The organism is Blastococcus haudaquaticus, from assembly GCF_900230285.1.
Taxonomy (GTDB): domain Bacteria; phylum Actinomycetota; class Actinomycetes; order Mycobacteriales; family Geodermatophilaceae; genus Blastococcus_B; species Blastococcus_B haudaquaticus.
The window spans coordinates 351,506-363,518 of the sequence record NZ_OCNK01000003.1 but is presented as its reverse complement, the minus strand read 5'-3'; the positions used below and the strand labels follow the sequence as shown (position 1 = coordinate 363,518).

Annotated in this window: 15 protein-coding genes; 5 read left to right on the top strand and 10 right to left on the bottom strand. The window is 73.4% G+C overall.

The genetic code is table 11. The features are described from left to right. Positions 1-22 precede the first annotated feature (22 nt). Together ygiD and CRP30_RS13090 are read right to left on the bottom strand one after the other, a co-directional pair. Positions 23-874 (bottom strand): 4,5-DOPA-extradiol-dioxygenase, encoded by an 852-nt coding sequence (gene ygiD, locus CRP30_RS13095; RefSeq protein ID WP_200814736.1) that lies wholly within the window; start codon positions 872-874, stop codon positions 23-25. 65 nt (positions 875-939) lie between these two features. Then, entirely contained in the window at positions 940-1,674 is a 735-nt protein-coding gene (locus tag CRP30_RS13090; RefSeq protein WP_235003374.1) for a (2Fe-2S)-binding protein, read from the bottom strand. Positions 1,675-1,757: 83 nt separating this feature from the next. Between CRP30_RS13090 and acs the strand changes: the two genes are divergently transcribed. The 3 genes from acs to CRP30_RS13075 all read left to right on the top strand — a co-directional run bounded on the left by acs (position 1,758) and on the right by CRP30_RS13075 (position 5,329). Then, positions 1,758-3,710 carry an acetate--CoA ligase gene (gene acs / locus CRP30_RS13085; protein WP_097184409.1) on the top strand — a complete coding sequence of 651 codons (1,953 nt, stop codon included), beginning with the start codon at positions 1,758-1,760 and terminating at the stop codon, positions 3,708-3,710. A 172-nt stretch (positions 3,711-3,882) separates the two neighbouring features. Further along, complete coding sequence (locus CRP30_RS13080; protein ID WP_097184408.1) at positions 3,883-4,395, top strand: phage holin family protein; 513 nt, start codon at positions 3,883-3,885, stop codon at positions 4,393-4,395. Positions 4,396-4,402: 7 nt separating this feature from the next. Then, the gene (locus tag CRP30_RS13075; protein WP_097184407.1) at positions 4,403-5,329 is read left to right on the top strand and encodes an alpha/beta fold hydrolase; all 927 of its coding nucleotides are present in this window, start codon (positions 4,403-4,405) and stop codon (positions 5,327-5,329) included. Positions 5,330-5,417: 88 nt separating this feature from the next. Here the strand turns inward: CRP30_RS13075 and CRP30_RS13070 are convergent, their stop codons facing one another. Genes CRP30_RS13070 through nth form a run of 5 tightly spaced genes read right to left on the bottom strand, consistent with a single transcriptional unit; the run spans position 5,418 to position 9,230 of the window. Further along, complete coding sequence (locus tag CRP30_RS13070; protein ID WP_097184406.1) at positions 5,418-6,599, bottom strand: MarP family serine protease; 1,182 nt, start codon at positions 6,597-6,599, stop codon at positions 5,418-5,420. A 3-nt stretch (positions 6,600-6,602) separates the two neighbouring features. After that, on the bottom strand, positions 6,603-7,061 hold the full coding sequence (locus CRP30_RS13065) for a cupredoxin domain-containing protein (protein WP_235003373.1): 459 nt from the start codon (positions 7,059-7,061) through the stop codon (positions 6,603-6,605). Between the two features lie 14 nt (positions 7,062-7,075). Then, a complete protein-coding gene (locus tag CRP30_RS13060; protein ID WP_235003372.1) occupies positions 7,076-7,846 on the bottom strand; it encodes an NUDIX hydrolase in 771 nt (256 codons plus the stop codon). Next, positions 7,843-8,406, bottom strand: coding sequence for a TlpA family protein disulfide reductase (locus tag CRP30_RS13055; protein WP_097184952.1), 564 nt, complete (start codon positions 8,404-8,406; stop codon positions 7,843-7,845). The genes CRP30_RS13060 and CRP30_RS13055 overlap by 4 nt, the downstream gene beginning before the upstream one ends. Next, a complete protein-coding gene (gene nth / locus CRP30_RS13050; RefSeq protein WP_235003371.1) occupies positions 8,406-9,230 on the bottom strand; it encodes an endonuclease III in 825 nt (274 codons plus the stop codon). The genes CRP30_RS13055 and nth overlap by 1 nt, the downstream gene beginning before the upstream one ends. 102 nt (positions 9,231-9,332) lie before the next feature. Here nth and CRP30_RS13045 point away from each other — a divergent pair, with 102 nt between their 5' ends. Both CRP30_RS13045 and CRP30_RS13040 read left to right on the top strand, forming a co-directional pair. Next, complete coding sequence (locus CRP30_RS13045; RefSeq protein WP_097184405.1) at positions 9,333-9,572, top strand: hypothetical protein; 240 nt, start codon at positions 9,333-9,335, stop codon at positions 9,570-9,572. Between the two features lie 151 nt (positions 9,573-9,723). Further along, positions 9,724-10,398 (top strand): Crp/Fnr family transcriptional regulator, encoded by a 675-nt coding sequence (locus CRP30_RS13040; protein ID WP_097184404.1) that lies wholly within the window; start codon positions 9,724-9,726, stop codon positions 10,396-10,398. A gap of 170 nt (positions 10,399-10,568) precedes the next feature. Here the strand turns inward: CRP30_RS13040 and CRP30_RS13035 are convergent, their stop codons facing one another. From CRP30_RS13035 to sp36, 3 genes are read right to left on the bottom strand one after another with little or no spacing between them, the layout of a single operon-like run. Continuing rightward, on the bottom strand, positions 10,569-11,363 hold the full coding sequence (locus tag CRP30_RS13035) for an NUDIX hydrolase (RefSeq protein ID WP_097184403.1): 795 nt from the start codon (positions 11,361-11,363) through the stop codon (positions 10,569-10,571). Then, complete coding sequence (locus tag CRP30_RS13030; RefSeq protein WP_097184402.1) at positions 11,360-11,815, bottom strand: RidA family protein; 456 nt, start codon at positions 11,813-11,815, stop codon at positions 11,360-11,362. Before CRP30_RS13030 ends, CRP30_RS13035 begins: the two co-directional genes overlap by 4 nt. Then, entirely contained in the window at positions 11,812-11,982 is a 171-nt protein-coding gene (gene sp36 / locus CRP30_RS22785) for a Sp36 family protein (protein ID WP_097184401.1), read from the bottom strand. Before sp36 ends, CRP30_RS13030 begins: the two co-directional genes overlap by 4 nt. Positions 11,983-12,013: the final 31 nt, after the last annotated feature.

The window sequence follows — 12,013 nt, the reverse complement described above, 5'->3', positions numbered from 1 at the left end:
GCAGGCGTTCGCGCGGGAACGCCTAGACGTTCACGCCGTCCGCGGGTGGGCCGTCCGGCAGCGGGGCCGCGACACCGGTGCCGGAGACGGGGGGCGGCTCCATGCCCACGGTGTAGGCCGTCATGGACAGGGAGCCGTAGGAGTAGCCGTCCACGAGGACCTGCGCGGGCGTGCCCGTCGCCCCGGCGACGCCCGCCACGTAGAGCAGCGGCAGGAAGTGGTCGGGGGTGGGGACGGCGAGGTCGTAGTCGCGGTGCCCGTCGAGCCGGCCGACTCCGGTGGGATCGGTGAGCATCAGCTCCTTGGCGCGCTCGTCGAACCGCTGCGCCCAGTCGAACCCGGCGTCCGGCAACGCGCGGCTCACCCCGCCGAGGTTGTGCACGACGTTGCCGCTGCCCATCACCAGCACGCCGTCCTCCAGCAGCGGGGCCAGCGCCGCACCGAGCTGCAGGTGGTAGTCGAACGGCTTGAGCGCGTTGATCGACAGCTGGACGACGGGGACGTCCGCGTCCGGGAAGGCGTGCACCAGCACAGACCATGCCCCGTGGTCGATGCCCCAGCTCTCGCGGTCGGCGCCCACCCAGGCCGGGTGGACGATGTCGGCGATCTGCTCGTACAGCTCCGGCAGTCCCGGCGGGCGGTAGTCGACCTGGAAGAGCTCCGGCGGGAAGCCGAAGAAGTCGTGGATCGTGCGCGGCCTCGCCATGGCCGTGACCGCGGTCGCCTGCACGTACCAGTGCGCCGAGACGACGAGGATCGCCCGCGGCCGGGGCACCGCCTGGCCGAAGGCCCGCCACGCCTCGGTGTACCGGTTCTTCTCCAAGGCGTTCATGGGACTGCCGTGACCGAAGAACGCGGCGGGCATGACGGCCATGGCTTCCCCCTGTCGACGTCGACAGCGCCGATCATCGTCCCGACGTCGCCTGGGTGCGACACCGCTCAGCCCGGCTCCGCCGCCTCTCCGTCGGGCCGGGCGAGGCGCTGCAGGAGCTGCCGCCGCTCCTCGGGTCGCCGGTGCGGGCAGGAGGTGCAGGTCGCCCCCCAGCGGGTCCGGTCGACGAGGCAGCAGGAGCCCCGCCGGACGAAGCGACGCCCACCGACGTCCTCGTAGCGCGGGACGGGCAACGGCGCTCCCACGGCCTCGGCCAGCGGCACGGCCAGCGCCGTCGCCCGGTCCACGTCCCCCACGGCCTGACCGACCGCCAGCAGCCGGTTGGCCAGCGAGTCGGTCGCGATCGCCCACAGGGGGCGCTCCCGGAGGTCCCCCGCCTCGGCCACGGCCGCCACGACCGACGCCAGCGACCCGCGCAGATCGGCCGCGAGGTCGCCGGACCCCGGCCCCACGGCCACCGCCGTGACCGGCAGCAGGCCCGGTGCGAGCGTCACCGACAGGTCCGCCAGCCGCCCGGAACGCGGGATCCCGGCGACCAGTCCGGCCAGCGGCGGGGTGAGCAGCACCGACGACACCGAGTACCACCAGACCGTCGCCAGCACCCGGCGGTCGGTCGTGCCCTGCGCCCGGGCCCGTCGCGCCAGGACCTGAGCCGTCCAGCCGGGATCGGCGAAGGAGGTCGCCGCCACCGCGCCCTCCATGCCGCCCGCCACCGGGCCAGTCTGACCGGCCGCCGCGTGGAACCGGCCGTCCACCGTCCCGGAGCAGACGCGCAGGCCCACGAGCCATACGGTGTGGCGGGAGCCACTATGTGAGCGTGGCAGCGCCGCCCCGAGCGCGCGCCGCCGGACTAGGGAGGTACCGCATGAGCGAGACGACGACCTCGACGGAAGGCCGGCCGTTCCAGCCGCCCGAGCAGCTCGCCGCCCACGCCAACGTCGGCCCCGACGTCTACGACGAGGCGTCCGCCGACCGCCTGGCGTTCTGGGCGAAGCAGGCCCGCAGGCTCACGTGGACCCAGGAGTGGGACGAGGTGCTCGACTGGAGCAACCCGCCCTTCGCCAAGTGGTTCGTCGGCGGCAAGCTCAACGTCGCCTACAACTGCGTCGACCGGCACGTCGAGGACGGGCACGGCGACCAGGTCGCCTACCACTGGGAGGGCGAGCCGGGCGACACCCGCACGATCACCTACGCCCAGCTCAAGGACGAGGTCAGCAAGGCGGCCAACGCCCTGACCGAGCTCGGCGTGAACGCCGGCGACCGCGTCGCGATCTACATGCCGATGATCCCCGAGACGATCATCGCGATGCTGGCCTGCGCCCGCATCGGCGCCGTCCACATGGTCGTCTTCGGCGGCTTCTCCGCCGACGCCCTGGCCAGCCGGCTCGACGACGCCGGCGCCGTCCTGGTCATCACCTCCGACGGCGGCTACCGCCGTGGCGCCCCCAGCGCGCTGAAGCCCGCCGTCGACGACGCCGTGGGCCGCAGCCCCGGCGTCCGCAACGTCCTGGTGGTCAAGCGCACCGAGCAGGACGTCGAGTGGACCGAGGGCCGCGATCTCTGGTGGCACGACGTCGTGGACCGGCAGTCCGCCGAGCACGAGCCGGAGTCCTTCGACGCCGAGCACCCGCTCTACATCATGTACACGTCGGGGACGACGGCGAAGCCCAAGGGCATCCTGCACACGAGCGGCGGCTACCTGACCCAGGTCGCCTACACGCACTGGGCGACGTTCGACCTCAAGCCCGACGACGACGTCTACTGGACCGCCGCCGACGTCGGCTGGGTCACCGGCCACAGCTACATCGTGTACGGGCCGCTGGCCAACCGGGCCACGAGCGTCATGTACGAGGGGACGCCGGAGACGCCGCACCGCGGCCGCTGGTTCGAGCTGATCCAGAAGTACGGCGTGACCATCCTGTACACGGCGCCGACGGTGATCCGCACGTTCATGAAGTGGGGCGAGGACATCCCCGCCGGCTTCGACCTGTCCAGCCTCCGCCTGCTCGGCTCGGTCGGTGAGCCGATCAACCCGGAGGCGTGGCTCTGGTACCACAAGAACATCGGCGGAGGCCGCTGCCCGATCATGGACACCTGGTGGCAGACGGAGACCGGCGCGCACATGCTGACGCCGTTGCCGGGAGTCACCGACCTCGTGCCCGGGTCGGCCCAGGTCCCGTTCCCCGGCATCTCCGCGAAGGTCGTCGACGACGAGGGCAACGAGCTGAGCGACGACTCGACCGGGCTGCTGGTGCTGACCGAGCCGTGGCCGTCGATGCTGCGCACGATCTGGGGCGACGACGACCGCTACGTCGACACCTACTGGTCGCGCTTCGGGAAGAACGTCTACTTCGCCGGCGACGGCGCCAAGAAGGACGCCGACGGCAACATCTGGTTGCTCGGCCGCGTGGACGACGTCATGAACGTGTCCGGGCACCGCATCTCCACCACCGAGGTCGAGTCCTCGCTGGTGGGCCACCCGACGGTGGCCGAGGCGGCCGTCGTCGGCGCCAGCGACCCGACCACGGGGCAGGGCATCGTCGCCTTCGTCATCCTCCGCGGCAACGCCGAGGACTCCGGCGACGAGCTGGTCCAGACGTTGCGCAACCACGTCGCCCGGGACATCGGCCCCATCGCGAAGCCGCGCCAGATCATGGTCGTGCAGGAGCTGCCCAAGACCCGCTCGGGCAAGATCATGCGCCGCCTGCTGCGGGACATCGCGGAGAACCGGGAGCTGGGCGACGTCACCACGCTAACCGACTCGTCGGTGATGAACCTGATCAAGGACAAGCTGCCGGCGGCACCCGCGGAGGACTGAAAAACACCCCTTGCCCCCCACCGGTCGCACGCTCGCGTCGGGCCCCTGCAAGGGGCCGGGGCGAGCGTCTGGACGGGGCCATAGCGCGCACTGCCTGGAGGTGCGGCACCATTCCCCTGAGCAGGACGATCGATCCACCGCGCGCAGCGCAGCCCGACAGGAGGAGCCACTCGTGGCCCACAGTGTGTCCAGCGCGTCCAGCACGCCGCCGGCAGTCCGGTCCGCAGGTGCCGAGGAGCCGTCCGTCGGCACCCTGGTCCAGAGCGCCATGGCGGACATGTCGACGCTGGTCCGCAGCGAGATCGAGCTGGCCAAGGCCGAGATCGGGAAGTCGGCGAAGAAGGCCGGGATCAGCATCGGGCTGTTCGCCGCGGCGGGCGTGCTGGTCGCCTTCGCCGGCATCTACTTCTTCGTGACCGTCGCCGAGGCGCTGACCGCCCTGGGGCTCCCCCGCTGGATCTCCTACGGGATCGTGACGGTGTTCCTGCTGCTCCTGGCGGGTGTCTGCGCGCTCATCGGGAAGCGGATGCTCAAAAAGATCGAGAAGCCCGAGCGGACGATGGAGACCCTCTCCGACCTGCCCGACGTCCTGCACCGCGAGGCTCCGGGCGAGCGTCACCGCGCCGTCCCGGAGGTCAGCAACGGCCGGGTCAAGCGGGCGGGCACCGACTCCTACACGGTCTGACCGGGGCGTGCCGGACCCGGTGAACGGCCCGCCGGACGCGACCAGCGTCCTGCTCCCGGGGCCGTGGACCCATCGCGACATCTCCGCCAACGGCGTCCGGCTGCACGCGGCGGAGGCCGGCGAGGGACCGCTGGTGCTGCTGCTCCACGGCTTCCCGCAGTTCTGGTGGACCTGGCGGTCGCAGCTGACCGACCTGGCCGCCGCGGGCTTCCACGTCGTGGCCCCCGACCTGCGCGGCTACGGCGCCAGCGACAAGCCACCGCGGGGGTACGACCTGCCCACGCTGTCGGCCGACGTCGCGGCGCTGGTGCGCGCACTCGGTGAGCAGGAGGCGGTCGTGGTCGGCCACGACTGGGGCGGGCTGCTCGGCTGGACCATGGCGGCGCTGCACCCGCGCACCGTGCGCCGGCTGGTGGTCCTCTCCATGGCGCATCCCCGGCGGCTGCGGGCCGGCATGACCGACCCCGCGCAGCGCAAGGCGTCGCGGTACGCCCTCGGGTTCCAGGTGCCGCGTCTGCCGGAGCGCCGGCTGACCCGCGCCGACGACGACCCGGTGGCCGACCTCATGCAGCGCTGGTCCGGGCCGGCGTGGACGCGTACGCCGGACTTCGCGGAAGCGGTGGACCGCTATCGGGCGGCCGCCCGGATCCCGCAGGCCGCCTACGGCGCGATGGAGTACTACCGCTGGGCGGCCCGCTCGCAGCTGCGGCCCGACGGGCTGCGTTACGCCCGGCGGATGTCGGCTCCGGTCACCGCACCCACGCTGCAACTGCACGGGACGCTGGACTCCTGCGTGCTGGTCGGCACCGCTCGCGGCTCGGGCCGGTACGTCGCGGGCGCCTACGAGTTCCGGGAGCTCCCCGGCATCGGCCACTTCCCCCACGAGGAATCCCCCACCGAGGTCACCGAGGCCATCGCCCGTTGGGCCGCGTAGCGCGGCGGCCCGTGGTGACGCGCTGGAACGGCCCCCGTTCAGGGACCCGCCGCGAGCGGAGCGAGTGGTGGGGGGAACGGGGGTCCTTTCACTCGCACGGGCCGGTGCCGACCTCGGCGACGGCCTGGCTGCCCACCGTCGCGGCCTCCGAGACCTGGGGCCCGGTGAGCGCGTAGCCGGTGTCGGGGTCGTCGATGGCGGAGGCGAAGACGACGCCGAGGACGCTGCCGTCGGGGGCGAACAGCGGACCGCCGGAGTTCCCGGCGCGGACCGTGCCGAACAGCGCGTAGACGTCGCGCACGACGGTCTGGGAGTTGCGGAAGTCGGGGCCGCTGATCTCGCCGCGGTCACGCACCCGGGCCGCACCGACGTAGAACGGACCGCCGCCGGGATAGCCCATGATGATCGCGTCGTCGCCCGCGTCGGCGGACTGGGCGGTGAACGACAGGGGCACCGTGTCCAGCCCCGGGACGGCGAGGACGGCGACGTCGATCTCCTCGTCCACGTACACGGGGGTGGCGTCGTACTCCTCGCCCTCGGCCAGCACGACGGGGTCGGTGACGCCTGCCAGCACGTGCGCGTTGGTCATCACCCGCTCCTGGGCGTAGACGAATCCGGAGCCGTCGATCTGCCGCGAGCACGACGCCGCGACCCCGCTGATCTTGACGACCGACCCCTGGACCGACGCCACCACGGGGCTGGCCAGCAGCGCCTGGTCGGGCGCCTCGACGTCGCGCACCTGCGTGGGGGTGAGGGGGTCGAGCACATCGGGCAGGCCCCGCCGGTCGATGGCGTCGCGGAGGTTGTCGTAGACCGTGCGCACCCCGTCGGGGACGGCGCGGTCGACGGCCTGGACGAGCGCCGACTGCCGGACCTGGCTGGCCACCTGCGGGAACGGCGAGCTCGCCAGCGGGGAGGCGACCATCCAGGCGACCAGGAGGACCGCCGTCGCCGAGACGACCGCACCCGCGACGGAGTCGAGCATCTTCGCCGGTTCCCACGTGAGCTGGCCGCGGATGGCCCGCCCGATCGCTCCCGCGAGGATCTGACCGAGCAGCGCCGCGGCGAGCACCACCACCAGGGCCGCGAAGACCCGCGTGACGCTGGACCCGTCGATCCGCTCCGCGACGGGACCGGAGAGCTGCGCCCCGACGACGGCGCCGCCGAGGAAGCCGAGGATCGACGTGGACGAGACGACGAGGCCCTGTCGGAAGCCGGACAGCGCGAACACCAGGGCCAGGACGATGAGGACGACGTCGACGAGGCTCACCGGCTAGCCGCTCACCGTCATCGTGCCGACCTGCCCGAGCTGGACGTGGAAGGTGCACTCGAACGGCTGGTCGCCGGGCGCGCTCACCTCGAACTCGATGGTCTTCTCCTCGCCGGGCGCCAGCAGCGAGATGCCCTCGGAGATCTCCTCGGGCCCGCCCCCGGAGAACTCGAGGTTGTGCGTCATCTCCTCGGCCACGTTGACCACTGTCAGGCGGACCGTGCCCGGCGCGACGGTGAAGCGGTCGGGGACGAACACGTAGTCGTCCTGCGTCTGGAGGGTGATCTCCTGGGCGCCGTCGGGCGCCGTGGTGACCTCGCCGACGCCGTCCGCGGTGCTGGGCGCTGCCGCACCGGGAGCCTCCTCGCCGCCGCCGCATCCGGCGAGCACGACGATCGCCAGGGAGGCCGCGGCGGCCCTCTTGCGGGGGCCCGCCGCGAGCCTGCGAGCGGTGGGGGGCAAGAGGGTCCTCTCCTTCATCGGGGCCGAACCGTACGCGTCGGCGGGCCGTCCGGTGCGGGATCGGCGACCGTCGGCGCGGCGGCGTCGCCCTCGGGGTCGTCGTCCCCGGAGCCGGGGAGGGTGTAAGGCCGCAGCATCGACTCGGGGATGGGTCGCACGTCGCGCTCGTCCCACGGCTGTGCGAGACCTGCCGCGTCGAGGATGGCCTCGAGCAGACCGGCGGTGAAGCCCCACACGAGCATGTCGGCCACCGCGAAGGCCGGCCCGACGTAACCGAGGGGATGGCGGAGCCGGAAGCGGTTGGCCGGGTTCACCAGCTCCGCCAGGGGCACCCGGGCCACCCGGGCGACCTCCTGCGGATCACCGACGCTGACGTCGCGCGGGTCGTCCCACCAGGCCACCACGGGGACGACGAGACGGTCCGACGGCGGGAGGTACAGCTCCTGGAGCGTCGCCAGCACCCGGACGCCGGCCGGGTCGATCCCCGCCTCCTCCTGCGCCTCCCGCAACGCCGTCCCCACCGGGAAGTCGTCCCCGGGGTCGACCCCGCCGCCCGGGAAGGCGGGCTGCCCGGCGTGGCTGCGCAGGTGCGCGGACTTCTCGATGAGCAGCACGTCGGGTCCCGCGGCGCTCTCGCCGAACAGGATCAGGACGGCGGAGCGGCGGGCCGTGGCGCCGGCCTGCGGCATGCGGTGGCGCAGCGGCAGGTCGCCGGCCGCGTCGAGCAGGCGCACCAGGTAGTCGGGCAGGTCGTCGGTCCGGCCGTCGGCCTCCGCGGCGCTCACAGCTGGACCCCGAGGTGCTCGGTGGCGAGCGCACGCAGTTCGTCGACGGAGCTGACCGGGCGCGTCTGCACGTGCACCACGCCCCCCTCGGCGTCCAGGAAGTAGGTGAAGGGCAGCGCGTTGAGGCCCAGGCCGGCCATCAGCTCGCCCTCGCCGTCGAAGGCGTTGGGGAAGCCGATGCCGGCATCGGCCGCGAACGACTCCGCCTGGGGCACGCCGTCCCGGCTGATCACGCCGACGACGCGCACCTGCTCGCCGGCGCCTGCGGCGAAGTCCTGCAGCAGCGGCAGCTCCTCCCTGCAGGGGCCGCACCAGCTCCCCCAGAGGTTCACCACGGTCGGCATCCCCGGGGCCCGGCCGAGGTCCAGCGTGCCGCCGCCGGGGCAGTCCAGCGACAGCGCCGGCATGAGCTCGTCCCCCTGAGCCGCGACGTCGGGCTGCTCGGGGCAGGCCGTGAGCGACGTCGGCTGGGCGTCGGCGCCGTCCGGCGCGGGGGCCTCCTCCGAGGAGCAGGCGGTCAGGGCCAGCAGGCAGGCGACGGCGAGTGCGCGGGGCCGCATCACTCGGTGTCCGACGCGGCCGGGGTCTTGACCAGCCTCAGCGCGACCTCGGGGTCCACCGGGCCGATGCCGAAGGAGGGGCACCACTTCGCCAGGCCGCAGGCACCGCAGGCGGCCTTCTTGGCGTGGCAGACCCGACGGCCGTGGAAGATCACGCGGTGGCTGAAGTCGGTCCACTCCTTCTTCTGGATCAGCTCGGCGATCTCCGCCTCGACCTTGACCGGGTCCTCCTCCGCGGTCCAGCCGAACCGGCGGACCAACCGGCCGAAGTGGGTGTCGACGGTGAGGCCGGGCACCCCGAAGGCGTTGCCGAGGACGACGTTGGCGGTCTTCCGGCCGACGCCGGGCAGGGTCACCAGGTCCGCCATACGGCCGGGCACCTCGCCGTCGAAGCGCTCGACCAGCGCCTGGCTGAGCCCCAGCACGGAGTTGGCCTTGGCCCGGAAGAACCCGGTCGGCTTGAGGATGGTCTCCAGCTCGTCACGGTCGGCGCCGGCGAGGGCGACCGCGTCGGGGTAGCGGGCGAAGAGCGTCGGCGTCACCTTGTTGACCATCTTGTCGGTGGTCTGGGCCGACAACACCGTGGCCACGAGCAGCTCGAAGGCGTTCGTGAAGTCCAGTTCGCAGTGCGCGTCGGGGTGGATCAGCGCCAGCTCGCGGGACATCCGCCGCGCGCGGCGGGTCCGCGACAGCGACGTCTCGGACGCGTCGAAGGGTGAGGCGCCGGTGCGGGCGGCCGGAGCGGGGCGACGGGGCGGCGCCGGACGGGCGTAGGCAGGCTGCGCGGGCGGCTGCGTCACGGGCAGGGACACGGGCAGGGACACGCGGTCGAGCGTAGGCGGCCCCGCTGACGGGTTCGGGGCGTGTCATCCTGGGAACCGACAGGTCGGCGCGGAGCCGCCCGCGCGCGGAGGTGGAGGACAGGCATGGTGGCACTGAGCGTCATCCTCTTCCCCCCGCTGCTGATCGCCTTCCTGCTCGTGATGGAGCGCGTCGAGGAGCCGCTGCGCCGGCCGGCCGGGCCCCGCGAGGTGTCGGAGTTCCTCGACACCGCCACGCCGGGCGAGGTCGACACCCTCGCGACGTCGGGCATCCGCCGGGCGCTCAACCGGTGGCGTCGGCGCCGCAGGAACCGCGGCGCCACGGCCAACCCTCCGATGGTCTAGGTCGCCCGCGGCCCTGCCTGTGGTCCAGCCCACTCGCTCCAACGAGGGACGCGGCGACCCACCGAACGGGTGACCGACTGCACAGCCGCCTAGACTCGCTCCGGAGCCGGACGCCTCTGCGTCCGCATGAACGGCAGTGAGAGGACGTGCAGTGGACGAGGTGCTGGCCCAGTCCGGGATCTTCCAGGGGCTCTCGGAGGACGCGGTGAGCCCCGTCGCCAGTCGGCTGGAGATGATCACGCTGCCCCGCGGCCGCGTCGTCTTCAACGAGGGCGAGCCCGGCGACAGCCTCTACATCGTCGTCTCGGGCAAGATCAAGCTGTCCCGCCGGTCGCCCGACGGCCGCGAGAACGTGCTGGCCGTCATGGGCCCGTCCGACCAGTTCGGCGAGTTGTCGGTGTTCGACCCCGGCCCGCGCACGGCGACCGCCACCGCGGTGACCGACGTGAAGCTGGCCCGCATGCCGCAGAGCGTGCTGCGCCCGTGGATCGAGGCGCACCCGGAGATCGGCGAGCAGCTGCTCCGCGTCCTGGCCCGTCGCCTGCGCCGCACCAACGACTCGGTCGCCGACCTGATCTTCACCGACGTCCCCGGCCGCGTGGCCAAGGCGCTGCTGCAGATGGCCGACCGGTTCGGCAGCCGCGAGAGCGACGGCCTGCGCGTCAAGCACGACCTCACGCAGGAAGAGCTGGCCCAGTTGGTCGGCGCCTCGCGCGAGACCGTGAACAAGGCACTGGCCGACTTCGTGCACCGCGGCTGGATCCAGCTGCAGGGCAAGTCGGTCGTCGTCCTCGACGAGGAGCGCCTGCGCCGCCGCGCGAGGTGAGACAGCACTGAACGACGGACGGCCCCGCACCCGGAGTGGTGCGGGGCCTCCTGCGTTCCGGGGGACGCGCCTGTCGCGCCGAGTGGGCCCCGAAGGGGTCCTGCGACGGCGCGACGCAACGGCTCGGCGCAGCGGGGGAACGGCACCTGGCCGCGGTGTGATCCGGAGGATCACGATGGAAGTGGCACGACCATGCGGATGCGGGTGCCGTCGGGGAGGACGGCCCAGTGGCCGTCGGGGGTCTCCTCGAACGTGGGGCTGATCGGGTGCAGCGGTTCCGGCGGCGACCCGGCGAGGGCGGCCGCGACGTCGGGGAACGGCTGCAGCTGGCCGAGCGTGTGCGTGGTCGGCGGCAGCATCGGCCGGGCTCCGGCGGTGGCCTCGGCCAGGGCAGCGGACGGCGTCAGCCAGGACGCCTCGTCGGCCTCCCCCGAGACGTCCCGCGCCTCCTGCCCCACCGGCAGCGCGGCGACGAAGAACTTGGTGTCGTAGCGCCGGGGCTCGACCGGCGGGGTGATCCAGTGCGCGAACGGCCGCAGCAGGTCCGACCGCAGCGCCAGGCCACGGCCGGCCAGCAGCTCGGTCAGCGACAGGTCCCGGGTCAGCAGGGCCTGCCGCTGCGCCTCCCAGTCGTCCCCGGAGACGTCCGGGACGACGGCGCCGCCGTCGGGATCACCGGCGAGCAGCACGCCCGCCTCCTCGAAGGTCTCCCGCACCGCGGCGCAGACCAGCTCGCGCGCCGTCCGCTCGTCGCAGCCGAAGGCCGCGGCCCACTGCGCCGGGGACGGGCCGGCCCAGCCGACCTCGACATCGCCGTCGCGGGGGTCGACGCCACCCCCGGGGTAGGCGGTCATCCCGCCGGCGAACGGCATGCCCTTGGTGCGTCGGAGCAGATAGACCTCGAGTCCGGGAGCGCCGTCCCGCAGCAGGAGCACGGTCGCCGCCTGCCTCGGCTCCGCGGTCACCTGAGCTCGACGGTCAGCTCGACCTCGACCGGGGCGCCCAGGGGCAGCTCGGCGACGCCGACGGCGCTGCGGGCGTGCTGGCCGGCCTCGCCGAAGATCTTGCCGAGCAGCTCGCTGGCGCCGTTCACCACGCGCGGCTGGCCGCTGAACCCCTCGGCGCTGGCCACGTAGCCGACGACCCGCACGACGCGGGCCACGGAATCCAGGCCGACGAGCTCGTCGATCGCCGCCAGGGCGTTGAGGGCGCACACCTTCGCGTCCGCCGCGGCCGCCTCGGCATCGACGGATCCGCCGACCTTGCCGGTGCGGCGCAGGCCGCCGTCGACGAACGGCAGCTGGCCCGACGTGAAGACCAGGTTGCCCGTGCGGACGGCAGGCACGTACGCGGCGACCGGTGCCGCGACGGCCGGGAGACGGATGCCCAGCTCGGCGAGGCGGGCGTGCCAGCTCATGCCGGTCGCTTGAGGTAGGCGACCAGCTGGTCGGAGCCGCCGGGCCCCGGGAGCACGGTCACCAGCTCCCACCCGTCGACGCCCCAGGAGTCGAGGATCGCCTTGGTGTTGTGGATCAGCAGCGGGATGGTGGCGTACTCCCACCGGCGGCGGGCGGGTTCGGTCATGGGGCGACGCTAGCGCAGCACGGCTCCGTCC

Coding starts and splice junctions, on each gene's coding strand:
- ygiD (WP_200814736.1), bottom strand. CDS start 874: ATGGCCGTCATGCCCGCCGCGTTCTTCGGTCACGGCAGTCCCATGAAC.
- CRP30_RS13030 (WP_097184402.1), bottom strand. CDS start 11,815: ATGAGCTGGCACGCCCGCCTCGCCGAGCTGGGCATCCGTCTCCCGGCC.
- CRP30_RS13055 (WP_097184952.1), bottom strand. CDS start 8,406: ATGCGGCCCCGCGCACTCGCCGTCGCCTGCCTGCTGGCCCTGACCGCC.
- acs (WP_097184409.1), top strand. CDS start 1,758: ATGAGCGAGACGACGACCTCGACGGAAGGCCGGCCGTTCCAGCCGCCC.
- CRP30_RS13045 (WP_097184405.1), top strand. CDS start 9,333: ATGGTGGCACTGAGCGTCATCCTCTTCCCCCCGCTGCTGATCGCCTTC.
- sp36 (WP_097184401.1), bottom strand. CDS start 11,982: ATGACCGAACCCGCCCGCCGCCGGTGGGAGTACGCCACCATCCCGCTG.